28 protein-coding genes and 1 pseudogene are annotated in these 23,669 nt (G+C 70.6%); 9 read left to right on the plus strand and 20 right to left on the minus strand.

Annotated features, from left to right (window positions below):
• Window positions 1-394 precede the first annotated feature (394 nt).
• The 4 genes and pseudogenes from ABEA43_RS64555 to ABEA43_RS64570 form a co-directional block, all read right to left on the minus strand.
• Window positions 395-1,204 (minus strand): annotated as a pseudogene (locus ABEA43_RS64555) (IS982 family transposase); the annotation flags it as partial.
• Between the two features lie 258 nt (window positions 1,205-1,462).
• The gene (locus ABEA43_RS64560; protein ID WP_345579752.1) at window positions 1,463-2,308 is read right to left on the minus strand and encodes a tyrosine-type recombinase/integrase; all 846 of its coding nucleotides are present in this window, start codon (window positions 2,306-2,308) and stop codon (window positions 1,463-1,465) included.
• Window positions 2,296-2,643, minus strand: a complete 348-nt coding sequence (locus tag ABEA43_RS64565) for a hypothetical protein (protein WP_345579754.1) — start codon at window positions 2,641-2,643, stop codon at window positions 2,296-2,298. Before ABEA43_RS64565 ends, ABEA43_RS64560 begins: the two co-directional genes overlap by 13 nt.
• Before the next feature lie 93 nt (window positions 2,644-2,736).
• Entirely contained in the window at window positions 2,737-3,207 is a 471-nt protein-coding gene (locus ABEA43_RS64570) for a GbsR/MarR family transcriptional regulator (protein ID WP_345579757.1), read from the minus strand.
• A 131-nt stretch (window positions 3,208-3,338) separates the two neighbouring features.
• On the opposite strand from ABEA43_RS64570, the gene ABEA43_RS64575 reads away from it, so the two are divergent.
• From ABEA43_RS64575 to ABEA43_RS64585, 3 genes are read left to right on the plus strand one after another with little or no spacing between them, the layout of a single operon-like run.
• Window positions 3,339-4,715 carry a CocE/NonD family hydrolase gene (locus ABEA43_RS64575; protein ID WP_345579759.1) on the plus strand — a complete coding sequence of 459 codons (1,377 nt, stop codon included), beginning with the start codon at window positions 3,339-3,341 and terminating at the stop codon, window positions 4,713-4,715.
• Entirely contained in the window at window positions 4,712-5,710 is a 999-nt protein-coding gene (locus ABEA43_RS64580; protein ID WP_345579762.1) for an NAD-dependent epimerase/dehydratase family protein, read from the plus strand. Before ABEA43_RS64575 ends, ABEA43_RS64580 begins: the two co-directional genes overlap by 4 nt.
• A 29-nt stretch (window positions 5,711-5,739) precedes the next feature.
• Window positions 5,740-6,885, plus strand: a complete 1,146-nt coding sequence (locus ABEA43_RS64585) for an FAD-dependent monooxygenase (RefSeq protein WP_345579765.1) — start codon at window positions 5,740-5,742, stop codon at window positions 6,883-6,885.
• Window positions 6,886-6,927: 42 nt separating this feature from the next.
• Here the strand turns inward: ABEA43_RS64585 and ABEA43_RS64590 are convergent, their stop codons facing one another.
• From ABEA43_RS64590 to ABEA43_RS64605, 4 genes are all read right to left on the minus strand, one after another.
• Window positions 6,928-7,314 (minus strand): hypothetical protein, encoded by a 387-nt coding sequence (locus ABEA43_RS64590; protein ID WP_345579768.1) that lies wholly within the window; start codon window positions 7,312-7,314, stop codon window positions 6,928-6,930.
• Window positions 7,315-7,431: 117 nt separating this feature from the next.
• On the minus strand, window positions 7,432-7,566 hold the full coding sequence (locus ABEA43_RS64595) for a hypothetical protein (protein ID WP_345579771.1): 135 nt from the start codon (window positions 7,564-7,566) through the stop codon (window positions 7,432-7,434).
• Entirely contained in the window at window positions 7,536-8,723 is a 1,188-nt protein-coding gene (locus tag ABEA43_RS64600) for an FAD-dependent monooxygenase (protein WP_345579774.1), read from the minus strand. Before ABEA43_RS64600 ends, ABEA43_RS64595 begins: the two co-directional genes overlap by 31 nt.
• Complete coding sequence (locus tag ABEA43_RS64605) at window positions 8,720-9,226, minus strand: GbsR/MarR family transcriptional regulator (protein WP_345579777.1); 507 nt, start codon at window positions 9,224-9,226, stop codon at window positions 8,720-8,722. Before ABEA43_RS64605 ends, ABEA43_RS64600 begins: the two co-directional genes overlap by 4 nt.
• Window positions 9,227-9,373: 147 nt before the next feature.
• Here ABEA43_RS64605 and ABEA43_RS64610 point away from each other — a divergent pair, with 147 nt between their 5' ends.
• Window positions 9,374-10,078 (plus strand): DUF998 domain-containing protein, encoded by a 705-nt coding sequence (locus tag ABEA43_RS64610; RefSeq protein WP_345579780.1) that lies wholly within the window; start codon window positions 9,374-9,376, stop codon window positions 10,076-10,078.
• 76 nt (window positions 10,079-10,154) lie between these two features.
• Here the strand turns inward: ABEA43_RS64610 and ABEA43_RS64615 are convergent, their stop codons facing one another.
• From ABEA43_RS64615 to ABEA43_RS64630, 4 genes are all read right to left on the minus strand, one after another.
• Window positions 10,155-10,448 carry a cation:proton antiporter domain-containing protein gene (locus tag ABEA43_RS64615; RefSeq protein WP_425570733.1) on the minus strand — a complete coding sequence of 98 codons (294 nt, stop codon included), beginning with the start codon at window positions 10,446-10,448 and terminating at the stop codon, window positions 10,155-10,157.
• Window positions 10,449-10,601: 153 nt separating this feature from the next.
• Complete coding sequence (locus ABEA43_RS64620) at window positions 10,602-10,736, minus strand: hypothetical protein (protein WP_345579783.1); 135 nt, start codon at window positions 10,734-10,736, stop codon at window positions 10,602-10,604.
• Window positions 10,737-10,764: 28 nt separating this feature from the next.
• On the minus strand, window positions 10,765-12,057 hold the full coding sequence (locus tag ABEA43_RS64625; protein WP_345579786.1) for an ArsB/NhaD family transporter: 1,293 nt from the start codon (window positions 12,055-12,057) through the stop codon (window positions 10,765-10,767).
• Window positions 12,054-12,509 (minus strand): CBS domain-containing protein, encoded by a 456-nt coding sequence (locus tag ABEA43_RS64630; protein WP_345579789.1) that lies wholly within the window; start codon window positions 12,507-12,509, stop codon window positions 12,054-12,056. The genes ABEA43_RS64625 and ABEA43_RS64630 overlap by 4 nt, the downstream gene beginning before the upstream one ends.
• 371 nt (window positions 12,510-12,880) lie before the next feature.
• Here ABEA43_RS64630 and ABEA43_RS64635 point away from each other — a divergent pair, with 371 nt between their 5' ends.
• The 3 genes from ABEA43_RS64635 to ABEA43_RS64645 all read left to right on the plus strand — a co-directional run bounded on the left by ABEA43_RS64635 (window position 12,881) and on the right by ABEA43_RS64645 (window position 15,568).
• Window positions 12,881-13,729, plus strand: a complete 849-nt coding sequence (locus tag ABEA43_RS64635; protein WP_345579792.1) for an alpha/beta fold hydrolase — start codon at window positions 12,881-12,883, stop codon at window positions 13,727-13,729.
• A gap of 134 nt (window positions 13,730-13,863) precedes the next feature.
• Window positions 13,864-14,796, plus strand: coding sequence for an ABC transporter ATP-binding protein (locus ABEA43_RS64640; protein WP_345579795.1), 933 nt, complete (start codon window positions 13,864-13,866; stop codon window positions 14,794-14,796).
• A complete protein-coding gene (locus ABEA43_RS64645; RefSeq protein WP_345579798.1) occupies window positions 14,789-15,568 on the plus strand; it encodes an ABC transporter permease in 780 nt (259 codons plus the stop codon). The genes ABEA43_RS64640 and ABEA43_RS64645 overlap by 8 nt, the downstream gene beginning before the upstream one ends.
• Before the next feature lie 64 nt (window positions 15,569-15,632).
• Here the strand turns inward: ABEA43_RS64645 and ABEA43_RS68545 are convergent, their stop codons facing one another.
• Window positions 15,633-15,779, minus strand: coding sequence for a hypothetical protein (locus ABEA43_RS68545; RefSeq protein WP_425570735.1), 147 nt, complete (start codon window positions 15,777-15,779; stop codon window positions 15,633-15,635).
• A 518-nt stretch (window positions 15,780-16,297) separates the two neighbouring features.
• Here ABEA43_RS68545 and ABEA43_RS64650 point away from each other — a divergent pair.
• Complete coding sequence (locus ABEA43_RS64650; RefSeq protein ID WP_345579801.1) at window positions 16,298-16,606, plus strand: hypothetical protein; 309 nt, start codon at window positions 16,298-16,300, stop codon at window positions 16,604-16,606.
• A 345-nt stretch (window positions 16,607-16,951) separates the two neighbouring features.
• On the opposite strand, the gene ABEA43_RS64655 is transcribed toward ABEA43_RS64650, so the two are convergent.
• The 6 genes from ABEA43_RS64655 to ABEA43_RS64680 form a co-directional block, all read right to left on the minus strand.
• Window positions 16,952-18,958 (minus strand): S8 family serine peptidase, encoded by a 2,007-nt coding sequence (locus ABEA43_RS64655; RefSeq protein WP_345579804.1) that lies wholly within the window; start codon window positions 18,956-18,958, stop codon window positions 16,952-16,954.
• A 31-nt stretch (window positions 18,959-18,989) separates the two neighbouring features.
• Window positions 18,990-19,187, minus strand: a complete 198-nt coding sequence (locus ABEA43_RS64660; protein WP_345579807.1) for a hypothetical protein — start codon at window positions 19,185-19,187, stop codon at window positions 18,990-18,992.
• 26 nt (window positions 19,188-19,213) lie between these two features.
• Window positions 19,214-21,208: a PatA/PatG family cyanobactin maturation protease gene (locus ABEA43_RS64665; protein ID WP_345579810.1), complete on the minus strand. Its 1,995-nt coding sequence runs from the start codon at window positions 21,206-21,208 to the stop codon at window positions 19,214-19,216.
• Window positions 21,209-21,327: 119 nt separating this feature from the next.
• Window positions 21,328-21,504, minus strand: a complete 177-nt coding sequence (locus ABEA43_RS64670) for a hypothetical protein (RefSeq protein ID WP_345579813.1) — start codon at window positions 21,502-21,504, stop codon at window positions 21,328-21,330.
• Between the two features lie 37 nt (window positions 21,505-21,541).
• Window positions 21,542-21,718: a hypothetical protein gene (locus ABEA43_RS64675; RefSeq protein ID WP_345579816.1), complete on the minus strand. Its 177-nt coding sequence runs from the start codon at window positions 21,716-21,718 to the stop codon at window positions 21,542-21,544.
• A 36-nt stretch (window positions 21,719-21,754) separates the two neighbouring features.
• A complete protein-coding gene (locus ABEA43_RS64680) occupies window positions 21,755-21,895 on the minus strand; it encodes a hypothetical protein (RefSeq protein ID WP_345579819.1) in 141 nt (46 codons plus the stop codon).
• 259 nt (window positions 21,896-22,154) lie between these two features.
• On the opposite strand from ABEA43_RS64680, the gene ABEA43_RS64685 reads away from it, so the two are divergent.
• Complete coding sequence (locus ABEA43_RS64685; protein WP_345579822.1) at window positions 22,155-23,111, plus strand: tyrosine-type recombinase/integrase; 957 nt, start codon at window positions 22,155-22,157, stop codon at window positions 23,109-23,111.
• A 305-nt stretch (window positions 23,112-23,416) separates the two neighbouring features.
• On the opposite strand, the gene ABEA43_RS64690 is transcribed toward ABEA43_RS64685, so the two are convergent.
• Window positions 23,417-23,669, minus strand: a 253-nt coding sequence (locus ABEA43_RS64690; RefSeq protein WP_345577242.1) for an Ig domain-containing protein, incomplete at its 5' end; no start/stop codon positions are given.

Raw genomic sequence — 23,669 nt, forward strand, 5'->3', positions numbered from 1 at the left:
TACGTGGAAAACCGCTGGTGGGCGCGGTACGGCCACGCCCCCTGACGGAGAAGTCCTGCCCGCTGGTGCTGCTGGTACGGCCAGCTGCCCGGTTCGGTGTTCGCATCGTACCGCTTGGGTGTTGTTTCGGGTGACTACGCGTCGACTGGACCACCCGGGGTTGAATCAGTCGCGGAGGTGGGCTCGTGCGGGTGAGCGCGTCGCTCAAACGAGTCGAACCACAAGACCTCGCAACAGGGAGTTGAGCAGGTCGACCACCCCAAGGCGTTGTTCGTTGTCCAGACGAACGCAACGGTCTGGTGGATAAAGAACAAGCTGAGAAGTTACAGCGCTCGCTGTGCCGCCGTGGGTCTGATACGCCTCGCCACTGATCGCCGCGAACCACTTGGCGTAGCTGTCCTGGCCTAGTACGGCAGCCGCCAATCGTTTTGCCACCGTGTTGTTCCAGGTCAAGCTGCCCTTTGAGGGTGTCGTTGATGGACTCGATGAGTTGGCGGACCTTCTTGAGCATCGGCTCACCGGCGCGGAGGATCTCTTTCTTGCGGGAGGGGCGCAGCAACGTGATGCCCTGTTCGGACAGTGATCGCTCAAAGGCCTTGGACGCGAATCCCTTGTCGGTGATCATGAGCAGGCCGGGGCGGTCGGCGATCAGATCGGCGTCGGCTTCCAGCATCGCGGCCAGTACTTCCCGCTCACCGATCTTCGGGTCGGCCAGCGCCCACAGGATCGGCATCCCGGCGGGTGTGCACACCAGATAGAGGCGCAGGCCCCAGAAGAATCGGGAGTGTGACGCGCAGTAGCCGTAGCCGGCCCAGCTCGCCAGGTCCGAGCGCAACGCGGTGGGCCGGGACATGCCGCACGGCACCGGCGTGGAGTCGGTCAGCCAGACGGTGTCATGCCAGAAGTCGGTGTCGATGGCCAGAACGCGGATGATGCGCTTGATCTGTGGCAACGTCGCGCGTAGCCGCTTGTTGTAGCCGGGTTGTAGCGGCAGGTAGGGGAACAGGTGCCGGTAGTGTCTGCGAGCGTGACGCAGCCAGCGGCCATCGGAGTGGAAGCCGAGCATCGCTTGCATCACCGCCAGGCAGATCAGCTCGGAGTGACTGAGTTTGGGCGGTCGGCCGGGTAGCCGGGCCAAACCGGCCAGGTCGTCGTCGATCTTGACGTACAGTGCGATCACGAGGGTGTCCAGGTCTGTCTTCACAAACCGATCTTGGACACCCTCTTCGCATGCCCGCAGGCGAATGGCGTCCCTGAGCAATTAGGAATCGATCGTCTAGGGCGCCCCACCTCGCCCAGCGTGATGGCGGCATGGTGACGGCGCCCCGGGTATCGCCGGCGGCCAGGCCGAATGATCGTCTTGGCCGATTACGTGCTGCATTGTGTCAGTCGCACAACTCCACGGTCTCCGCTGTCAGGGCGGTGAAAGCTGACGCTGAGCGATTGTGCGGCGAGCTTGTTGTCACAGGTCTTCGACGTAGGCGGCGGCGATGTCCTCGGGCGGGTTGGTGTACAGCTTCAGGTAGCGCTCGTTGGCGTGGCCCAGGCGTCGTTCCAGCTCGGCCCGGTTGTGGCCGGAAGCTTGGGAAAGCAGATAGGCGAAGGTGTGGCGCAGATCGTGCGGTCGTAGCACGCCGAGCTGCCGGTCGGCGCCGGTGACCTGCAGGTCGTGGATGGCGCCGATCTCGGCGACGATGGTGTTGATCGAGCGCGGTGACAGCCGCCCGTCGGGCCGTCGGGCGGCGATGGAGGAGGCCGCCAGGAACAGCGCGGCCGAGTCGGGCGCGACGTCGCGGTCGCGTTCGTGCTCGAGGTAGTCGGCCAGCGCGGTGCGGGCGTCCAGGCCGAGGAAGACGCTGCGGCTGGTGCGGCCCTTGCCGCGCACCCCGTTCAGCTTGGCCTTCTTCACCCGGCGCAGTTGCTCGGGGTCGCGCGGCTGCAGCTGGGCCAGGTCGAGGCCGGCGATCTCGGCGCGGCGCAGCCCGGTGCCGAGCATGGTGTGCACGATGGCGCGATCACGCAGCGGCCGCGCGTGGCGATGCGTGGCGCCCGTTGCGGCGCGGCCGCCGTCACCGCGGTGGCGGCGGCCGGTCAGCTGATGGAAGGACTCCAGCCGGTCCAGCACGTTCTTGACCGTGCGCACCTGGGCGGCGTTCAACGCGCAGACCTCGGGGACGGGCAGGCGCAGCGGCTCGACCCGCTTGGAGGGATCGCCGCGCGGCAGCAGGGCGGCCGGGGCGTGCGCGCTGATCCAGGAGAACAACGCCGAGGCGTGCGCGAGGTGGTTGTTGACCGTCACCGGCGCCATGGCGGCCGCGCTGCCGTCTTTTCGCCGCCATCCGGCGGCGGACAGGTGATCGCGCCAGCTGGCGAGTTCGCGGGGGTGATCGCCGAGACGCGCTGGTGCCCGAGCCCAGCGATGATCCAGGCGCGCAGCCGCTCCAGATGCCGGCTGATCTTCGCGCTCACCTCGGGCGAGCGCACCCCGCGCACCGCGAGATCGAGGTAGCGCTCGATCCACACCCCAAGATCGTCATCGGCCGGGTCGAGCCCTCCGGACAGGCCCACGACCTTTCGTGAAGTGAATTTGCGGCGATCCTGCCCCTCAGCGGAGACGGCCGAGCTGGGCGTCTGCGCGATCATGCCGCCAGATTACTTCACGGAAGGGCCATTTCCTGAAGTGAAATGGCTTGCCTTGCACGGAGCGAGCCCTGGCAGCGGTCGTCGCAGGAAAGATCATCTGGAGTGGGTGGCCTGATGCTGCTGCCAGCGGTGCAGCAAGGTGGGGATCTCTTTGAGCATGAACTGGTAGAAGTCGCGCATCTGCGTCAGCCGTCGATGCGCGGGATCGTTGGCGGTGGTGGTGGCGATGCCGGTCTCGGCGGCGGCGAGCATGAGCTGGACGACGGTGTTCTGGCTGGTGAACAGGGTGGCCCAGGCGTCATCGCGGAGCCGGTAGTGCTCGCGGCGGCTGCCGGGTGCGGGCAGGCGTTCGATCAGGCCGACCGACAGCAGGGACTTGATCGAGCCGGAGACCGAGCCGGCGCTGACGCCGAGCCGGTCGGCGATCTCGCCCATGGTGACCGTCTCAGCATCGGTGAACAGGAACACCGCCAGCGTCCGGGCGGCCATGCGCTGCAAGCCGCCTTCGGTCAGGGTCAGGGCCAGCCGTTCGGCCGCCTGCCACTGCTCGTCTCTGTCGTTCACCCGTCACCTCCGGTAGGTGATCAGGATAGCGAACCTCAGAAGTGTTCAGAAAGTTCTGAAGATTCGCTATATTGCTGGCATCGGCTCCGTTCCGGAGATGCGATGGTGTGCCGGGAAGCCTGGTCGGCGACGTGAGTTCCTCACGTGCCGACGAGGAGATGACCCCGATGACCTTGCTCAGCCACCTGTTCGGCGTCCGTCCCGCCATCCGGCACCCAGTACGGATACGGCGCAACGTCGAGACCCCGGCCGCGGACGGCGTGCGACTGCTGGCCACCCACTACTACCCGGCCGATCTGGACCGGCCGCCGCTGGTGCTGCTGCGCAGCCCGTACGGCCGGGGTAACGCGCTCGATCAGCTGCCGAAGCTGCTGGCCGAGCGCGGCTATCAGGTGCTGTTTCAGAGCCTGCGCGGCACGGCCGGCTCCGGCGGCCGCTTCGACGGCTTCGTCATCGACCCCGCCGACGCCGACGGCACGCTGAGCTGGCTGCGCACCCAGCCGTGGTTCGGCGATCAGCTGGCCACCTGGGGAGCCAGCTACCTCGGCCTCGTGCAGTGGGAGCTGGCCGCTCGGCACATCCCGAAGTGGAAGATCGCGCTGATCCAGGACGCGCCGTCGGCCTTCGCCGAGCACTTCATATACCCGGGCGGCTGGTACGACTTCTTCCTGCCCAGCATGCTGGCCGACCACGCGCGCCTGCTGGCCGCTGGGCGCGAGGTCCGGCTGCTGATCGGACCGTGGGGGCACGGCCGCGGCCTGTACACCCGCGAGGGCATGCAGGACGCGCTGACCGCCCTGGACGCGGCCATGAACGGCGATGCCGCACCCACCGGGGTGCGGGTGTTCGTCACCGGCGCCAACCGGTGGCAGGACCTGCCCAGTTGGCCGCCCGCACACCAGCCCACCTGCTGGTATCTGCATGCTGGCGGGCGGCTGAGCCGTGAGGAACCCGAACGTGAGGCGAGCCCCAGCCGCTACCGCTACGACCCTGGTGACCCGACCCCCACAGCGGGCGGGACGGCGGTGAGCAGGTCCGCGGGCCCGAAAGACAACCGCGCCATCGAAGCCAGAGCGGACGTGCTCACCTTCACCACCGCGCCCTTGACCGAGGACATCGAGGTCATCGGCCCGGTACGGGTCCGCCTGCACGCCCGATCATCCATCCCGCACGTCGACTACTTCGCCCGCCTGTGTGAGGTGAGCCCGCGCGGCCGCTCGCTCAACCTGTGCGACGGCATCGTCCGGCTCAACGAGCCCGGCGACCTACACGCCGCCGACGTACGCGCCATTGACATCGAGCTGCGGCCGCTAGCCCACCGCTTCCGGCGTGGTCACCGGATCCGGCTGCAGGTCTCCAGCGGCGCCCACCCCCGCTTCGGCCGCAACCCGGGCACCGGCCAACCCTTGGCCACCGGGCGCGAGCTGCACGCATCAGAGCACGAGATCTTCCACGACCCGGAACACCCGTCAGCCTTCTGGCTGCCCCTCACCCCAGGACTGTCATGAAACTGCTCGTTCTCGGCGGCACCCATCACGTGGGCCGCGTCATCGTCGAGACCGCGCTGGAGCGCGGGGACGAGGTGAGCACGCTCAACCGCGGTCTCAGCCGCCCACCGGCTCCCGGCGTCCGGGCGTTCGTCGCCGACCGCACCGACACCGCGGCGGTCGCCGCCGCGCTCGCCGGAAAGGAGTGGGACGCCGTCATCGACACCTGGGCCTGGGCGCCACGCGTCGTCCGTGACAGCGCCCGCCTGCTGGCCGGCCGAACTGGGCACTATGGCTACGTCTCCAGCCGCGGCGTGCACCGCTGGCCGTGGCCGGCGTGCGCAGACGAGAGCGCACCGCTCGTCGACGGCGACCCCGACAGCGACGACAGTACCGACTACGCCGCTGCCAAGCGCGGTGGTGAGCTGGCCGTCATCGAGGCTTTCGGCGAGGGGGCGCTGCTGGCCAGGGCCGGGATGATCCTGGGACCATATGAGGACGTCGGCCGCATCCCGTGGTGGCTGCGCCGCCTGGAGAAGGGCGGCCGGGTGCTGGCCCCTGGCCCGGCGGACACTCCGCTGCAGTACATCGATGTCCGTGACATGGCGGCCTGGATGCTGCAGTGCGCCGAACGCCGGCTCGGCGGCGCCTACACGGTGACCGGCCGCCCCGGCGCGGCCACGATCGGGCAATTGCTGCAGACGGCGCTGGAGGTGACCGGCTTCGACGCCGAGCTGGTGTGGGCGAGCGAGGAACTGCTGCGCCGGGAGGGCGTGTGGCTGGGCATGGAGTTCGGGCTGCGCTTCCCGCACGACCCGGCACCGACCGGCATGAACGACGCCGACGTCAGCGCCGCCTTCGCCGCCGGCCTGACCACCCGGCCGCTGCGCGACACGCTCGCCGACACCTGGGCCTGGCTGCAGGCCGAAGGCGACCCTGCCCCGCGCCCGGACGCCCCCTCACCCGGCACCTGGCTCGACCCCGCCGCCGAGCGGCGCGTCCTCGACCAGCTCTGACCCCCGACCGGCTTCAGCAAGGAACCTTTATGCGCGCCATCATCATCGGAGCCGGCATCGCCGGCCTGGCCGCCGCCCTGCGGCTGTCCCAGATCGGCTGGGACAGCCTCATCATCGAACGCGCCCCCACCCGCCGCAGCGGCGGCTACGCCGTCACCTTCGGCGGCATCGGCCACGACGCCGCCGAACGCCTCGGCATCCTGCCCGACCTCCAGCAGCGGGCCTTCGTCACCGGGGAAATCGTCTACCGCAAGCCCAGCGGCGAGCGGCGTTTCTCCCTCACCGGCGAGATCATCGCCGCGATCATGGGCCCCCGGACGATGAACATCCTGCGCGGCGACATCGAAACCGTCCTGTACGACAAGGTGCGCGACAGCGCCGAGATCCGCTTCGCCACCACCATCACCGCCGTCGACCAGGACGCGCACGCCGTGCACGTCACCCTCAGCGACGGGACTGTAGAGCACGCGGACCTGCTGATCGGCGCCGACGGCCTGCACTCGGCCACCCGCGCCCTGGTCTTCGGCCCTGAGGAGGACTACCTGCTCGACCTGGAGCACCGGGTCGCCGTGTACATGCTCGACCAGCGCCCGGACGCGATCGCGCCCGGCACCGCCGGCACCCTGTCCTCACGCGGCCGCACGGTCGCGGTCATCAACGTCGACGACGGCCGCACGGTCGCCTTCTTCGGCTACCGCACCGAGCGCGGCGCCCGCGGCGACGACCCCGCCACCGTGCTGCCCCAGGTCTACGGCGACCTCGGCTGGGTCATCCCCGAGGTCCTGGCAAGCATGGCGAGGACCGACTCGGTCTACTTCGACACCATCAGCCAGGTCGTCGCCCCCACCTGGAGCCGCGGCCGCGTCGTGCTGCTCGGCGACGCCGCCTGGTGCGTCACCCTGTTCGCCGGCTACGGCTCCGCCCTGGCCGTCGGCGGCGCCGACCGGCTCGGCACCGAACTGGAGCGCCACCCCGGCGACCTCGACGCCGCCCTGACCGCCTGGGAGACGGCGCTACGGCCGGAGGTGGAGGCGAAGCAGAAACTCGGCCGCCGGGTCAAAGGCGTCTACGCCCCCGCCAACCCCTTCGTCCTGTGGCTGAGCCAGCTGCCGCTGCGCCTGGCCGCACTGCCGCCGGTGCGCCGGTACATGACCCGCCGCTTCATCAAGGGCTGAGCCGTCTGAACCCGCTGCTCTGCGGGATGGGGAACGGCTCGATCAGCACGCGAGTCGGACCTGATCCGACTCCGCCATGGTCACGCCGTTGATCCGGATCTGTGTGTAGTAGTAGTTGTCCCCGGGACAGGTGCCTCGAGCTCTCAGGGTGCCGACTGCGAAGGTCCGCTCATGGGAGGCGACGACGTCGTCCCACCACCCGGATTCCTTGTAGACGACGGCCACGACACTCACATTGCCGCACGTGGCGCCCTGCCGCCTGACTTCGCCGTTCACCGTGCCGGTGGGCCCAGGGCCGACTGTCCAGTAAGGCTTCCACGCCGCGTTGTCACAGGCGGCTGCGACGGCCGCAGTTGCCGACGTCGTCGCCGAGGTGGTGAAGCCGACCGCGACCGCAGCCGCGAGCAGGAGCGAGGTGGTGGTTCGCAAGCGCATGTCTCCTCCAGAACGGGTGAGCCGCTGATGCGGATGCTGCCGTTCCTTCAGGCTTCATCGCTGGGGACAGCAGGGCCAGGGCACGAGCCGGGCGTTCACCGGACATTCGAATCACCAGCCCCGGCCCGCGCTTCGGGGCGCGTCGATGGCCGGCATCTCGATGCCATGCCGGGTGAGCTCCCGCGCGAGCGAGGTGCCGAACCGGCCCAGCCCGATCACGGCGATGGCAGGTGCGGCGGCTGCCATCGCCAGGTGGCGTTGCCGTCAGCGGCGATGCCCTTGCGCCACAGCGGGGCGGGCATCAGCCGGATCATGGTCACCAGCGCCCGGTGGGCGGCGGTGGAGGTGGTGCGCCGGCCGTCGGCGCGGGCGCTGCGGGCGGTGGCCTGGGTGCGTGGGCGGCGCTCGGCGTCATAGCGGCGCAGCGCCGCCTCAACCATGAACGGACCAGCAGGACCGGCGGTGGACTCGTCGGCGAGGGCTGCGGCAAGCACGACGGCGTCTTCGATCGACTGCCCGGCACCCTGACCGCGATCGGGACTCATCGCGTGCGCAGCGTCGCCGAGCAACACAGCCCGGCCGCGGACGTAGGTAGGCAGCGGGTCCAGGTCGCAGATGTCGATGTGGATCACCGCCTGCTCCGGGGTGGCCGCGACCAGGGCCGGGATCGGCTCGTGCCAGGAGGCGAGGCGGCGGGCCGCCTCGTTCTTCTCTTTCGGGTAGCGGACGCCGGCCTGGCCGGCGGTGGTCACGTAGGCCCAGTAGGCGCGACCTCGGTTGATCGGGTGAATCAGGAAGTAGCCGCCGGGGCCCATGGTGACGCTGCCGGACAGCCCGTCGGCGACCGCAAAGGCGCCGGTGCCGACGTCGGCGATGCCGAGCCATGCGGTGCGGCCCAGGAACCGCGGCGGCGCGTCCGGCCACAGCAGCCGCCGCACCGTGCTGCGAATGCCGTCGGCGCCGATCAGCAGGTCGGCGCCGACCTCGCCGCCGCTCCACGTGACCGTCACCGCGCCGGCGTCGTACTGGATGCCGGTGACCTCCGCCCCGGTGCGCACCCATCCGGCGGGCACCGACTCCAGCAGCACCCGGTGCAGATCCGCGCGGTGAAAGGCGAGCAGGGGCGTCGGGTCACCGGAGCGGGCACGCTGCAGGTAACGGCCGTCCGGCAGACGCAGATTGCCGGCGGAGTAGGTGGGCACCCCGGCCGCGCGCGCCTGCTCAACCACGCCGAGCTCAGCCAGCGCGCGCATGGCGTTCGGAGCCTGGGACATGCCGGCGCCGATCTCACCGAGTTCGGCCGCCCGCTCCAGCACAACGGCCTGCCAGCCGATCCGGTGCAGAGCTAAAGCAGCGGCCAGTCCGCCGATGCCGCCGCCGACCACGATCGCCCGTCCGGTCACGGTGCCTCCTCACCGTCAAGAGCGCCGGCGGAGCCTGCGTTGGCGGAGCCAGGATCGGCGGCGTGCAGGGGCGGCGCGCCCTTGAACACGCCTGCCATCCATTCGAACGTGGCGTGCGCCTGGCGGATCCGCGCGGCCCTCCCATCCTCCGGGCCGACCAGGTCCAGGCCGTCGCGGGTGATGTCGAGGAAAGAGGTGATGCCGGCGATCTGCTGGCGGGCCACCACCGCCCAGGCGTCCTCGGCCATCCGGTAGTAGACCGTCCGCTCGCCCGGCCTCGTGCGCCAGGTCAGAAACCCCATCCCGGTCAGCAACCGCAGGTTGGAGGTCAGCGAGGCGCGACTGGCCCCGATCGCCTCGCTGATCTGCCCGGCCGACTGCTCCGGCGGATCGCACACCATCAGCCAGCCCAGCACCCGCCCGGCGATCGGCGGCACCCCGTCGCGGGCCAGATACATGGCCACCCGCTCCACCCACTCCAGCAACGGCTCCTGCTCGCTCACGCCGCATCTCCTCCTCTTGCAGTTGTTTCAGTATGAGCTAAAGTCGCTGTATCAGGATACGCCCCGGCCGGGGCGTGCTGTGGGAGAGCCGGGAAGTCTGGTCGGCCCGCGACGATCCGTCGCGGAGAAACAGGAGGACTTTCCCCGATGTCATCTCGCACCCTGTCGGTGCTACTTTCCGGCGGCATCGCCGCCGGCGTCCTGATGCCGGCGCTGCTGTGGGCCGACGGCGCCACCCGGCCCGGCTACAGCCTGTGGCACCACGGCGCCAGCCAGCTCGGCACCGGCGAGCGCGCCTGGCTGCAGACGATCAACTTCGTGCTCGGCGGGCTGCTGCTGGCCACCTTCGCCGCCGGAGTCCGGAGAGCCCTGCGATCCGGACGCGGCTCGACCGGGGGACCGATCCTGCTCGCGGCCACCGCGGCGGGCCTGGTCGTGGCCGGGCTGGTGCCCACCGACCCCGCGCTCGGCTACCCGCCCGGCCAGCCGCACCTCGTCACCGCCTCCGGCGTCGTCCACCAGCTGGCCGGATTCCTGCTGTTCGCCGGGCTCAGCGCCGCCGCGTACGTGCTGGCCGGCCGCCTGGGCCAGACGAGCCGCCGCTGGGCCCTCTACTCCCGGTTGTCCGGGACGCTCGTCATCGTCTTCGCCTTCGCCGCCGGCATCGCCTACCGTCTGGACACCCTGGGCATCTGGCGACCGGCCCCCGCGGGCCTGCTCGAACACCTCTCCCTGCTCGCCGGGTTCTGCTGGACCGCGGCCCTGGCCGTGCACCTGCTCCGCCGCCACGCCGGCGGCCGCCTCACGAGCGCACCTTCTCCGGCGGCGCACGACACCGACGCTCACCGATGATGGCGGTCGCACCTGTCGCGCGCGGCCGCCTGGCCTCGCCGTCGCCGCACGCACACGGTGGTGGGAGAAGAGGCCGCTACCGCCCCCAGCCGAGCGCCCGGCCCGGCAGCCGCCACGCGCTGCGCAGCTCCGCCCAGCCCACCCGCATCCCGTCGGTGAACAGCACCGCGAACAGCGCCAGCTCCGCCAGCGTGCCCACCAGCTCGTCGCCGGGCGCCAGCGACACTACGCCGAGCGCGCCATCGCCGAGCACGAACCCGGCAATGAGGAACAGCGCCGCCGTCGACAAGATCGTGCGGTGGGCCAGGCTGGACAGCAGCACGGCCAGTAACAGCATGCCCGCGAACGCGAGCAGCAGCGAGCCCATCACAGGGCCTCTCCTTCGTCGTGGATCGCCAGAGGAAAGCCGCCAACCGGCCGGGGACCGGCAACTCCCGGCCTCACGGTGCGGGCGAGCTGGCAGCTCGGCGCGCGGCCTCGAGCGTGCCGTAGAGCGGCAGGTGATCATGCAGGCCGGCGATGGTCAGCCGGCAGGCAGGCACGCCTGCACCCGGGTGCTCAGCCCGCGCGCCGCGGGCCAGACCAGCTCGCCCTCCAGGCGCACCACCCGCGCCGTCTCCTCACACTCCGCATGCACGGCCAGCTCGTCCGCACGCATCGGCTGCCCCTCGCTCCGGTGGGTCAGGTCAGGTCAGGTAGCGCAGCCACAGGTACGGCGTCACCAGCGTCACGGTCACGACCGTGACGATCAGGCCGTACTTGGTGAACTGCCAGAAACTGATCGGGTGCCCGTTGCGGGCGGCGATGCCGATCACGACGACGTTGGCGGCGGCACCGACGGCGGTGGCGTTGCCGCCCAGGTCGGCGCCGAAGGCCAGCGCCCACCACAGCACCTGCCCGGGCCCGTCGCCGCCGTTGGCCTGCACCAGGTCGGCCACGATGGGACTCATCGTGGCCACGTAGGGGATGTTGTCCACGATCGCCGACAGCCCGGCCGAGGCCCACAACAGCACCATCGTGGTCAGCCCGAGCTGCCCCGAAGTGGCCTCCACCGCCAGCCGGGAGACCTGGCCGATTACGCCGGTCTGCACCAGCGCCCCGACCATGACGAACAACCCCATGAAGAACACCAGGGTGGGCCACTCGACCTCGGCGATGGCCTGCTCGGTGGTCACCTTGGTGGCCGCCACCAGCACCCCCGCCCCGAGGATCGCCACCACCGACGGCTCATAGTGCAACACCGGATGAGCCACGAAGGCCGCCATCACCAGTGCCAGCACCGCCAAGCTCTGCCACAGCAGCCTGCGGTCCGCGATCGCCTCCCGCTCATCCAGCGCCATGATCTCGCTCGCGCGCTCCGGATCGTAGACGAACGACCTGCGAAACAGCAGCCAGCACAACCCGACGAACACGACCATCAACCCGACGACCATCGGCGCCATGTGGAGCAGGAAGTCGTTGAAGCTCAACCCGCCCCGGCTGGCGATGATGATGTTGGGCGGGTCGCCCACCAGCGTGGCCGCGCCACCGATGTTGGACGCCATCGCCTCGGCGATCAGGAACGGCACCACCGGCAGCGCCAGCCGCTCACACACCAGAAACGTCACCGGCGCGATCAGCAGCACCGTGGTGACGTTGTCCAGCAGCGCCGACGCGCTTGCGGTGATCACCACCAGCAGCACCATCAGCCGGTACGGCCGGCCGCGGGCGCGTTTGGCCGCCCAGATGGCCAGGAATTCGAACACGCCGGTCTGCTTCAGTACTCCGACGATCACCATCATGCCCAGCAGCAGGAACACGACGTTCCAGTCGACGCCGCTGGTCTCGGAGAAGAACGCCGCTCCGGCGTCGGTCGCGTGAATGGCCAGCATGATCCCGGCCCCGCCCAGCGCGGCCGCCACCCGGTGGATCTTCTCCGAGGCGATCAGCGCATACGCGCCCAGGAACACCGCGACCGACAGCCAGGCCAGCACCGTCATGCGGCCAGCACCCTGACCAGCAGCGCCTGCAGGGTAACCGCGCCCAGCAGCCGCTCCTGCTCCACGACCGCGACCAGCGGGCTGTGGGTGCGCGCCATCAACGCGGCGAGTTCCAGCACGGTGGCGTCCGGATCGGTGACCGGCAGCTCGCGTCGCCCTGGTGACCGCTCGGGTGGTAGCGCCTGGCGCACCGTCCGGCCGGCCAGCGAGGAGGCGAACGCGTCCGCGTGTGCCTCATCCACCACCCGGGCCAGCGCCGGGTCGTCCAGGCAGTAGCCGGGCACGGCCAGGCGCAGAACCTGGGTGCCGGGCAGGATGCTGGCCGGCAGCCCGCGCTCGTCGACGACGATCAGGCCGGGCAGGTCCTGGCCGGCCAGCAGCCGGGCGGCCTCGATCACCGGGGTGTCGGCGGTGACGGTCGGGAAGGCGGTGAGCAGGTCACGAGCGCGCACGGCGGGCCCCATTTTCACGGTCGGCGATAAGACTGCCGACCAGACTTCCCGGCGCACCTGCAGGGAACCTATCAACAAGCGTCAAGATCAGACGCAGTGGGTGTGTGCCGGTCAGCGGTGAGGGAAGTGTGTTCCCCTCGACGGGTGCAGTCGTTGTACGGTGAACCTGGTGCGCCGGGAAGTCTGGTCGGCAAAGGTCCGATTCGACGACCCCGGAGACGCAGATGAGCGGTATCCCGCGACAGCACCGTGCAGACGAGACGACAGATGCCACTGCGCCGCGAACGGGCCGCCGTTCACGTCGGCTCACCCCCGCGGCAGAGCGGGATCTGGCCCTGGCCCGCGTTGGGGCGCAGACGGTGGAGTACCGGATGCGCGGCGACGGCCCCGGCACGGTCCTGATCTTCCACGGCGGCCACATGCGAGCGCAACTGGCCTTGGGCGAGGACGTCTTCACCGATGCCGGATTGCGGGTGCTCATTCCCTCGCGCCCCGGCTACGGGCGCACCCCCTTGATTACGCCGTCGACCGGGCCGACGACTGGGGCTGGCACCGTGGCGGACTTCACCGACACCATCGCGCGGCTGTGCCGGGAACTGGGAGTCGATCAGGTTGCTGCGGTGGTCGGCATCTCCGCCGGCGGACGGACCGCGCTGACCATGGCGGCCCGCCATCCCGACCTCGTCCAGCGGGTGATTCTGCAAAGCCCGGTCGGTTTCCTGCCCTGGCCCGACCGGCACACCCGCCTCGGCGGACGGATCCTGTTCCACCCCGCGGTCGAAGCCGTCACCTGGGCACTCATGCGCACGGCGATCCGCTTCGCACCGGCGCCGGCCCTGCGGCTGCTCACCCGCGACCTGTCCCTGCTGCCCGCCGGCCAGGTGCTGGCGCAGCTGAGCGCCGCCGACCGCGCCACGCTGACCCACCTGTACACCTCGATGCGCTCGGGCCGCGGCTTCGTCACCGACATGCTCCCGGTGGCCGACTGCACCGCCCACATCAGCCAGCCCGCCCTGATCATCGCCGCCCGCAACGACCGCTCCGTGCCCTTCACCCACGCCCAATCCCTGACCGCGGCGATCCCACAGGCCGAACTGGTGGAAAGCCGCGCCGACAGCCACATGATCTGGTTCGCCCCCGACTATCCCGCCATCGCCGCCCAGATACGTGCCTTCCTCCTCACCGACCACCACACCGCCGGCGGGCACGTGACCGCCTAGCGCGGCACCGCAGCCGGCCGACGGCAGCAATTCGCCGGGCAATCGCCGGCAGTAGTCGCCGACCAGGCTCCGGCACACCTGCCGGCAGCCATCAAGAAGCGTCAAATCGGGCACACAAGAACGGGCGGTGAGCGATGCCGGTCATCGAGGTCGACGGGGTCGCCAAGCGCTACCGCGACGTCACCGCGGTCGACGACGTCAGCCTGCACGTCGAGCAGGGGCAGATCTACGCCCTGCTCGGCCTCAACGGCGCCGGCAAGACCACGCTGATCCGCATGCTGCTCGGCATGATCGCCCCCACCGCCGGGTCGGTGAGCGTGCTGGGCGCCGCCGTGACATCCGGTGACCGCTCGGCCTGGGCCAGGGTCGGCTACCTGGTCGAAGCGCCCGTCGCCTACCCCGAACTCACCGTACGGGAGAATCTGCACCTCATCGCCCGGCTCCGGCGACTGCCCGGCTCGGCCAAGGAAGCGGTCGACGACGTGATCGAACGCCTGGCCCTCACCCCCTACGCCGACCGCCGCGCCCGCACCCTGTCCATGGGCAACCTGGAACGCCTGGCCCTGGCCAAGGCCCTCATCCACACCCCCGACCTGCTCATCCTGGACGAGCCCGTCAACGGCCTGGACCCCGCCGGCGTCGTGGAGATCCGCACCCTGCTCGCCGGCCTGGCCCGCCAGCACGGCACCACCGTGCTGCTGTCCAGCCACCTGCTGACCGAGGTCACCCGCCTGGCCACCCGCATCGGCATCATCCACCACGGCCGCCTGCTCGGCGAGCACCACGCCGACGGCCTGGAACAGCAGCTAGAGCGCCACCTGAACATCACCACCCGCGACGACGCCAAGGCCCACGAGGTGCTCCACGCCCACGGCTACCACCCCGGCCCGGCCCCCGGCGGCGGGCTGCACCTCACCGACGAGCATGCCCTCGCCCGGCCCGAGGAGGTGGCCACCGTCCTGGTGCAGGCCGGTCTGCCGCCCACCAAGCTCCTCATCGAGGAAGAAGACCTGGAAACCTACTTCCTGCGCATCATCGGACAACGCATCGGAGCCGGCGATGCGTGAGGCGCTCTGGGCCGAACTGCTGAAGGCACGACGCAGCCGCCTGCCCGCTCTCACCGCGCTCGCCTTCACCATCGTCGCCGTGGTGTGCGGGCTGTTCATATTCATCCTCGCCGACCCCACCCGTGCCCGGGCGCTCGGCCTGCTCGGCGACAAAGCCCAGCTGTCCGGCGCCAGCGCCGACTGGCCCGGCTACCTCGCCCTGCTCGCCCAAGCCGCCGCCGTCGGCGGCATGCTGATCTACGGCATGATCGCCATCTGGCTGTTCGGCCGCGAATTCAGCGACCACACCGCCAAAGACCTGCTCGCCCTGCCCACCTCCCGCACCACCATCGTGGCCGCCAAATTCGCCCTCGCAGCCGGCTGGGCACTGCTGCTGGCGCTCCTGGTCGCCGCGCTCGGCCTGCTCGTCGGTGCGCTCCTCGACCTGCCCGGCTGGTCGGCAGAAACCGCCGCACACGGCGTCCTTCGGATCGTCGTCGCCGCCGCCCTGACCGCCCTGCTCACCACCCCGCTCGCGCTGGCCGCCAGCATCGGCCGCGGCTATCTGGCCGCCGTGGCGGCCATGTTCGTCATGCTGTTCAGCGCCCAGGTCGTCGCCGCACTCGGCTTCGGCGCCTACTTCCCCTACTCGGTGCCCGGCCTGTACGCCGGCCTCGCCGGCCCCGACCAAGACCCGCCCGGGACACTGGGCATCGCGCTCGTGCTGGCCACCGCAACGGCCGGAGCGCTCATGACCATCGCGTGGTGGCGCCGGGCCGACCACATCCGCTGAACCGGTACCGAAGGATAGGCCTCACCCGTGCAGATGGGGCCCACGCTCGGCTGATCTTCGGCAATCAGCCGGCCAGCGCCCGCAGCAGTCGCTCCCGCTGTTGCTCGGTCAGTCCGCCAACCCGGTGCTTCTCAGCCACCCCCGACACGGCCATCAACGCCGCGACCCTCGCCGGCCCGTAACCAGGAACCGCTCGAAGAACCTGCGCCACCGAGTCCTCTTCACCAGTTCCTCGCCGCTACGGCCGTACACCTCCGCCACGCTGGTCGTACCGGATCTCACTCCGGCCAACAGTGCGCTACGCGCTGTCCGAGCCTCGGCCGTCTTCTCCAAGGCCTTCGCCCGTTGTTCCGGCGTCATCGCAGGTACGGCCATCAGATCAGGCCGCTTACCCCTGTAGATCAACTGCTCGAACTCCTGCGTCACACACGCCCCGACGCAGGTCAACAGCCATGATCGCGCAGAGTGTCAAATATTGTGACGCCAACCCCGGCTCATCGTTCCACTAGTACTGAGAGGCCCATCTGGCCGCGTGCCATCCAAAGTGGCCAGAGGCGTGGCCAGTGCCGGCGGAAAGTGGCCAAAGTGCAGGCCCAAGCCCGATAGCCCCAAACGGTTACAGTCATCGAATAGCAACAGAGAGTAATGGAAAAATAACGTTCTGTGGTTGGCGGTGGGGGATGCAATGAAGGAGAGATCTATTCCTCTCCCCAAAAAGGAGGTACCCCCATGCGCCGCACCACCATGCTCAGCGCCATCGCCGCGGCCGGAACGCTGCTCCTGACTACCCCTGGCTCCGCCTACGCCGCCACCGGCCAACTCAACTACTACAACGGAAACACAAAGGTGGTCTGGCGCAAACCGCCAGACAACAAGTGCGTCTTCGAGACTGGCAACGGGCCGGCCGACAACTTCACCAACCGGACCGTCGTACTCTACTGGCACTCCACCTGCCAAGGCAGAATCCGTGCGACGCTCAAGCCAGGCGAGAAATGGGCTGGTACGGACGAATTCAACGGCGTGATATTCGTGCCCTGAGGCTGACCGGCAATCAGCAGGCGCAGCGGCTCCGTGATCAGAGGCGACCACGGAGCCGCTTCGTCGTCTCCAGAGCCAACAACCCAGTAGGGTGCGCAGCTTTGGGGGTGCCCGCCATGATGGACGCCCTGGCCGGAGAATGGCCACTTTCGGTGGCACGATCCGCAGAACCGCGAGTGCCGGCCACGTGGCCATCCCCAGGTCACGCCATGAACAATGGCCAGATCGGATGTCACCTGACAGTCGTCCCGCCGCCGTGGACGGCACGGGATGAGGCACGACGTAGAACCGGCCCCACCCGGATGGGCGGCCTGGGCGGGTGCGGCCGGTTGCCGGGGCTTGCGGTCAGGTCGGCGGGGCGGTGGCGGGCGATGCCGAGGGGGCGGCCTGGTCCACGGAGTGCCGGACCCAGATGTTGGGTTCGGCGTAGACGGCGTGGTCGTGGGCGAGGCTGGCCTGCACGGGTGTCAGGGCGCCGGGCACGATGACCGGCCCGTCGACGTCGAAGGGCAGACCGGTCCATTCTCGCCACTGCGTGAGGGAACCGGCCACGAGCATGGAGGCGGGGGCGATGCCGGCGACGATGCCGCCGGCGCGCACGTGGGTGCGCAGCCAGGGGTCGGCGGGCAGCCCATCAGGGCGGGTACGGGCGGCGTACTCGCTCATGGGGGTGTGCGGTTCTTCGTGTTTGCGGGTGGGCCGCACCGGGATGACCACCTGGGTCAGGCCGGCGCTGCGGGCGGCGGTCTTCATCGCTGTGAGCAGCCGGTCGGGCAGGCCGGTGCCGCGGCGATCGGGGGTGACCCAGATGCCGAGGCCGCCGAGGCTGTCGGGCGGGGTGCGGCCCTGCAGGTCGGTGTAGGCCCATAGCAGGATTTCGTCCCAGCCGCCGTCGGGCAGGTGCCCGTCGCGGCCGGGGGCGTGCAGCGCGAACGGCACCGCCTGGCCGCTGCCCACCACGACATCGTCGTTGTCGAGGGCGTAGAAGGTGAACTGGGGGAAGTGCTGCTGCAGGTCGGCGGCGTGGGCCCAGCGGCCGGCCGGATCGTGGCCGAGGAAGGCTGGCATGCCCTCCCGCTGCCCCTGCTGCTGCTCGGCGGGCCGGGTGTCGGCCAGGTCGGGCCGGTCGGCGAGGGTGACGAGGGTGATGGTGCGCGCGGCGGGCCGCGACGCTTTCGTGGCCGCCTCCTGCGCGGGTGGAGGTGGGGGCGGGGGTGTCTGCGAGGTGGAGTGCGGCGCCTGTGAGGTGGCGGGCGGTGTCTGCGGCGGGGGCGGCGAAGGCGTGCCGTGCTGGGTTCCGCTGTGCTGGACGGGGGCCGGTGGTGGGGGGTCTGTGGTGAGCGGGGGCAGGCCGGGGAACAGGTGGGCTGCGGCGGCGGGCAGGTCGAGGTAGCCGTTGAGGCAGCGCGCCGGTTCGCCGTGGGCCTGCTCGGGACTGCACGGCCGGGCGGTGGCCAGCAGGGCGTCGCGGACGGCGAGCGGGTCGGGCCGCTGGCCGAGGTGGTGTTGCAGGCTGACCAGCAGCGCGGCGGTCCCGGTGACCAGCGCGACGGACACGCAGGTGCCCTTCTGCGCTTTGACGCCGCCGCCGGGGGTGGCGCCGTAGACGGCTTCGCCGAGGGTGGTGATGCCGTGCCCGGTGTAGGCGGGGCCGTGGTTGCTGAAGTAGAACATCGCCTCATCGGCGCGGTGCGCGCCGACGGCGAGCACGCCGGGCAGGATCGCCGGGGCGATGCTGGCCTTGCCGTAGTCGTTGCCGGCCGGGGCGCAGACCAGCACACCCGCCTCGACCGCGGCGGCGATGGTGCGTTTGAGCATCGGGTCGGCGTCGTCGGAGACGGTGTGGTGGGCCATCGTGTACTGGATGACGTGGCAGCCGGCGTTGAGGAGTTCTTCGATGGCGCGGGCGGCCGAATGCGGATCGACGACGGCATCCTCATCTACCGGGTGGCCGAGGGCGATGAGGCGGCAGCGGGGGGCGAGGCCGGGCAGGACGGTGCCGGGCTGGCCGGCCAGCACGCTGGCGGTGAAGGTGCCGTGCTCGGCTCCCTTCGGGTCGGGCAGGGCGGCGGGGAGCCACCACGGCTCGCGTGCCTCCAGGCGGGCGCCGGTCAGGCTGGGGTGGCCGGTGTCGGGCAGGCCGTCGACGACGCCGATGAGGATGTCGGGGTGGCCGAGGGTGTGCCGGTGCAGCGCGGCCATGCCGGGCACGGCTTGGGCGGGGTAGCGGGCCGGCGGCTTGTCGTCGGGGGCTGGTGGGAGGGGAGATGGTGGGGTGGGGGCGGCCGCCCGATCCCCCTGGCGCTGGGCGGCATCCTCCGGCGGCGGTGGCGGGGCGAGGGTGTGGGGCATCGGGCGGGCGCTCCCTGGATCGTGGCCGGTTCTACAGGGCGGACAGCTTGGCCTGCTCATAACTGGGCAGGCGGTAGCCGGCCGGATCATTGATGTTGGCGCCGTACAGCAGCCATTCGCAGACCCGCCGCTGGTGTCCGGGGGTGTGCGGGTGCAGGGCGATGGTGGTGCTGGGGTCGGTCGGCAGGTCGCGACGTACTGGCGGCACCTGCGGCGGGAAGGACGACATGACCAGCCTCTCCTGGTGGGTGGTGGTCAGGCTTCGGGCCAGGAGCGGACCGGGCCGAGGGTGACCGGCAGGACGTCCTTGACGTCGATGGTGAAGCGGTAGACGCGCTTGGCCCGCTTGCTGTTGTCGGGGTCGAAGAAGCGCAGTTTGACGTCCCAGCAGTCGCTGTCGGGGCGGCCGTAGGGGCTTTTCTCGGTTTCGATGTCTTTGAGCGCCATGCCCTTGCCGAGGGCTTCGGCCAGGGTCTGGCGGGCTTGGACGGCATTGGTGGCGGCGTAGTTCAGGGCGCGGTCGCGGCTGGTGGCGCCGAAGTTGCGCAGGTCGTAGTAGATGCGCTGCAGGAAGTCGGCCACCGCGTCGCCGAGGCGGTCCTGCTGTGGGACGGCGCCGGGCTGGTTGTGGGCGGGCACGGCGCATTCGGCGACCACCGCGTGGGCCAGGCTGGCGGCCGACCAGCCGTACAGGCCGCGGGTCAGGTTGATCTCGATCACCGGCACGTGCTGGCCGTTGAACAGTTTGACGGTGCGGCCGGGCAGCGTGCCGGGCACCGAGATGCGGTCCACGAAGTCGAGGGCGTCGGCGGCCCGCTGCTGGCGGTCCAGGAACTCCACCAGCCGCTCGTACACGCCGGGCCCGTAGCCGCCGACCGGTTCGATGGCGTAGATCGGGGTCAGGTCGAGGTTCATGGTCCAGATCAGCGGGCGCGCTTCGGACGGGTTGTCGCGCAGGTAGTCGACCATCTGGCGGGGGTCATACGGGTTGGCGGGCACGTTCGCGTCGTCGATCTGTCGGCCGGGCATGAGCTGTTTGAAGGTGTCGCGGCGGGCTTCGGTGCCGAAGTCGTAGCCGAGCGTGCCGAGCGCGTACACCAGCCGCCGCGCCCCGCCCTTGGCCGGCTCGGCGGAGGGCACCACACCGCTCGCCACCGGCGCAGACACCGGCGCCACGGCCGCAGGCACCGGGGCCGGCGGTGCGGCGGCGGGGACGAGCCCTTGCGCCGCGGTGCAGTCACATCCGCCGCTGTCGCCGGGATGCGAGGCATCGCAGGAGGTCGTCACCGATGCATTCACCGTTGCATCCGCCGACGTGGTCGCGGAAGAGGTCGCGGGCGAGGTCGTCACAGCAGTCACCGCTTTCGTGATGTTGAGTGTTCCGTTCAGGTACTGCGCGCACGCCGCACCCGGCGCACCCTGGCCGTTCTGGCCGGTGCTGGTGCTGCCGGCGGTGCCGGGGTCGCAGGGATCGGCGCTGGCGCGCAGCGCTTCGCCGATCGCGATCAGGTCGGGCTTGCTTCCCTGGCGTAGCTGCAGGCAGGCCAGTAGCGCCGCCACCCCGGACACGATCGGCGTGGCCAGGCTGGTGCCGCTCATCGTCGCCGTGCCGCCCCCGGGGACGGCGACCCGGATGTCCTGGCCGGGGGCCAGCAGGCCCTGGCGGCGGCTGCCGGGCCCGAAGTTGCTGATCGACAGGGGTTTGCCATGCTCGTCGCAGGCGCCCACGGCCAGCACCCCGTGCAGGGCGGCGGGTACGTGGTCGCACAGGCAGCCGTCGTTGCCGGCCGCGGCCACGATCAGCACACCCTGCTCGGTGCAGCGGCGCACCGCCCGCGCCAGCACGTCCTCGGCCTCACCGGCTTCGCTCAGCTGGCCCCCGCTGATGTTGACGATGTGCGCGCCGGCGTCGGCGGCCAGATCGATCGCCCGCGCCAGATCCAGTTGCGAGGTACGCCGCCCTTCGGCGAACACCGGCACGCTGACCGCCCGGCAACCCGGAGCCATCCCGGGCAGCGGGCCGTCGTGCCGCCCGAACAACACACTGGCCACCGCCGTGCCGTGCGCCGCCTTGCGGCCCGCCTCGTCTCCGCCGGGCCACACCTCGCGCAGCTGGGTCAGCTTGACGCCGGACAAGGCCGGATGCGCCTCATCGACCAAGCCGTCGATGACAGCCACCGTGATCCGGTCATCCCCGGTCGTACGCCGCCACAACGCGGCCAGCCCGGGGATGTCGGGCAACTCGCCCATATCACTCCTGTCGCTCGAGGGGTCGAACGTCGCGTCGGTCGGCCTTGCGCCGGGGTGGGCGCCCGACACCCGGCTCCGGAACCGGGCAGAGCGTCGAGCGCCCACCGGTTCACCGGTTGTTACGCGTCGCCGTCGTCAGCGAACGGCCGCATCTCCCAGTTGAAGGACTGCTCGACACCTGCGAACGGGTAGCCGGGCGTACCGATCCAGGACTGCTCGACACCCGCGTGAGCCGGGGCGGCGCCGGTGATGGTGCGCTCGACCGGGGCGGCCTGGCGCGGCATGGTCTGCGACATGGTGAAGCTCCTTTTGCGTAGCGGTGCTGGGGGGTGGTTACTCGTCGCCGTCGCCGGCGAAGGGAATGTCGAAGTCCACGTAGGACTGCTCGACGCCCGCGAACGGGTAGCCGGGCGTACCGATCCAGGACTGCTCGACGCCCGCGTGGGCCGGGGCGGCGCCGGTGATGGTGCGCTCGACCGGGGCGGCCTGGCGCGGCATGGTCTGCGACATGGTGAAGCTCCTTTTGCGTAGCGGTGCTGGGGGTGGTTACTCGTCGCCCTCGTCAGCGAAGGGGTTGGTGGTCCTCCCCCTGAATGACTGCTCGAGGCCCGCGGTGTCGGTGGTGGCGGTGCCGGTGAGAGTGCGCTCGACCGGGGCGGCCTGGCGCGGCAGGTAGGTCTGCGACATGGTGAGGGTTCCTCTCCTGTTGACGGATCTTCGCTGCGATCCCTACCCAGTCGCACACTTACTGTGACTAGTAGATTACTTATAGTGATGTAACGTGGAGGAGAGGCACCTCTGGCTTGCCACGGGGAATGACCCTTCCCAGTCACACCCGCACGGCCCGCCTCGGCCAGGCCAGCTCAGCGGCCACCACTCCCCGACGTGGCCGGGCCGACTCCACACCATTACCTGTCACATCGATCGGGGAAGGAGAAAGAGCCCCGTGCCCGCCGCCGCGTCCCCGGGCCGGCCCGCCGATCCCGCCGGGCCGGCGATCAGCGTCGCGACCGCCGTCGACCGCTTCCTCGCCTGCCTGCGGACCGAGAGCACCCGCCACACCTACGCCAAAACCCTCACCCGCCTGGCCGCCCTGCTCGGCGACCGGCCGGTCGCCGAGCTGACATGCGAGGACTACGCCGCCGTCATGGACCGCTGGAACGCCGTGGCACCCGCCACGTGGAACCGGCACCTATCCGCGCTGGTCTCCTTCACCGCCTGGGCCCAGCGCCAGGACCTGCTGGAAACCAACCCCGCCCGCCGCCTGACCTCGCGCACACCCGTACGCCGCGACGACCGCGCCATCGGCTACGCCCGGCTGGAGACGCTGTTCACCGACGACCGCCACGGTCTGCGCGAACGGGTGCTGTGGAGGCTCCTGTACGAAACCGCAGCCCGCGCCGAAGAGATCCTCTCCCTCGACGTCGCCGATCTCGACCTGGAACGCCGCCGCGCCCGCGTCGTCGCCAAGGGCGGCGCGATCGAGTACGTGCACTGGGCGACGGCCACCGCCCGCCTGCTGCCCCGCCTGCTGGCCGGCCGCACCGCCGGGCCGGTGTTCCTGGCCGACCGCCGCGCCCCCACCTCCGGACGCCGCGCCCCCGCGGCCGCCGACATCTGCCCCATCACCGGCCGCGGCCGCCTGTCCTACTCCCGAGCGCAGTACCTGTTCAAGCAGGCCACCGCCGAGCTCGACCCGCCCGGGCAAGGCTGGACGCTGCACCAGCTGCGCCACAGCGCCCTGCAGCATCTGGCCGAGGCCGGCCGGACCGCACCCGAGCTGCAGGCCAAGAGCCGCCACCAGAGCCTGTCCAGCCTCGGCCGCTACATCCGCCTGGGCGAGGAAACCTCCGCCCGCATCACCGCCGAACATGATCCGGCAGCACGCCGACGCACCCGCTGACGGCCTCTCGGCCTAACCTCGAAGTCGATCCCTGACCAGGGTCAACGACTCTCCACTGTGCTGGCGGCGCTGTCCGGGATGGAACGCGAGTACATTCGCGACCGCACCCTGGAAGGCCACGAATCCGCCCGCGCCCGCGGCAAGGCCATCGGCGCCGCTCGGGACGGCAGATGTGTTCACGGCGTGTGTCACGGGTAGCTCCTCTCCTACCCGCACCGAGCGGGATCGGAGAGGAGGACCGATCCGGGACCGCAGACAATACGCGCCGTCGCCTTTCCGACAGAGTTTCCGTTGGGGGCAGAGGATCAGCAGGTGGGGCAGGCCGCCTCGCGCCGGACGCGCCAGGTGAAGGTGGTGCTTGCCTGGCCGCCGCCGACGGCCGTGACCGTGACGTTGTAGCTTCCTATCGGGCGGGGCGTGCCGGTGATCAAGCCGGTCGTGCCGATGGTCAGCCCGGACGGCAGACCGGTCGCCGACCAGGTGTAGGACCCGCTCCCGCCGGTGGCCTGCATCTGCAGCCTCACGCTGTCCGGGAGGAGCGTGATCTGGGTGCCCGGG

Source organism: Nonomuraea rosea, from assembly GCF_039539705.1.
Lineage (GTDB): Bacteria > Actinomycetota > Actinomycetes > Streptosporangiales > Streptosporangiaceae > Nonomuraea > Nonomuraea rosea.

Excerpts from the sequence above, each read along its gene's own strand:
- ABEA43_RS64655 (WP_345579804.1), bottom strand. The coding sequence starts at position 18,958 with ATGCCCCACACCCTCGCCCCGCCACCGCCGCCGGAGGATGCCGCCCAG.
- ABEA43_RS64665 (WP_345579810.1), bottom strand. The coding sequence starts at position 21,208 with ATGGGCGAGTTGCCCGACATCCCCGGGCTGGCCGCGTTGTGGCGGCGT.
- ABEA43_RS64620 (WP_345579783.1), bottom strand. The coding sequence starts at position 10,736 with ATGCGTGCGGACGAGCTGGCCGTGCATGCGGAGTGTGAGGAGACGGCG.
- ABEA43_RS64565 (WP_345579754.1), bottom strand. The coding sequence starts at position 2,643 with ATGATCGCGCAGACGCCCAGCTCGGCCGTCTCCGCTGAGGGGCAGGAT.
- ABEA43_RS64635 (WP_345579792.1), top strand. The coding sequence starts at position 12,881 with ATGCGCGGCGACGGCCCCGGCACGGTCCTGATCTTCCACGGCGGCCAC.
- ABEA43_RS64595 (WP_345579771.1), bottom strand. The coding sequence starts at position 7,566 with ATGGCAGCCGCCGCACCTGCCATCGCCGTGATCGGGCTGGGCCGGTTC.
- ABEA43_RS64580 (WP_345579762.1), top strand. The coding sequence starts at position 4,712 with ATGAAACTGCTCGTTCTCGGCGGCACCCATCACGTGGGCCGCGTCATC.
- ABEA43_RS64645 (WP_345579798.1), top strand. The coding sequence starts at position 14,789 with ATGCGTGAGGCGCTCTGGGCCGAACTGCTGAAGGCACGACGCAGCCGC.
- ABEA43_RS64640 (WP_345579795.1), top strand. The coding sequence starts at position 13,864 with ATGCCGGTCATCGAGGTCGACGGGGTCGCCAAGCGCTACCGCGACGTC.
- ABEA43_RS64650 (WP_345579801.1), top strand. The coding sequence starts at position 16,298 with ATGCGCCGCACCACCATGCTCAGCGCCATCGCCGCGGCCGGAACGCTG.
- ABEA43_RS64670 (WP_345579813.1), bottom strand. The coding sequence starts at position 21,504 with ATGTCGCAGACCATGCCGCGCCAGGCCGCCCCGGTCGAGCGCACCATC.
- ABEA43_RS64560 (WP_345579752.1), bottom strand. The coding sequence starts at position 2,308 with ATGGCGCCGGTGACGGTCAACAACCACCTCGCGCACGCCTCGGCGTTG.
- ABEA43_RS64675 (WP_345579816.1), bottom strand. The coding sequence starts at position 21,718 with ATGTCGCAGACCATGCCGCGCCAGGCCGCCCCGGTCGAGCGCACCATC.
- ABEA43_RS64610 (WP_345579780.1), top strand. The coding sequence starts at position 9,374 with ATGTCATCTCGCACCCTGTCGGTGCTACTTTCCGGCGGCATCGCCGCC.
- ABEA43_RS64660 (WP_345579807.1), bottom strand. The coding sequence starts at position 19,187 with ATGTCGTCCTTCCCGCCGCAGGTGCCGCCAGTACGTCGCGACCTGCCG.
- ABEA43_RS64625 (WP_345579786.1), bottom strand. The coding sequence starts at position 12,057 with ATGACGGTGCTGGCCTGGCTGTCGGTCGCGGTGTTCCTGGGCGCGTAT.
- ABEA43_RS64680 (WP_345579819.1), bottom strand. The coding sequence starts at position 21,895 with ATGTCGCAGACCTACCTGCCGCGCCAGGCCGCCCCGGTCGAGCGCACT.
- ABEA43_RS64585 (WP_345579765.1), top strand. The coding sequence starts at position 5,740 with ATGCGCGCCATCATCATCGGAGCCGGCATCGCCGGCCTGGCCGCCGCC.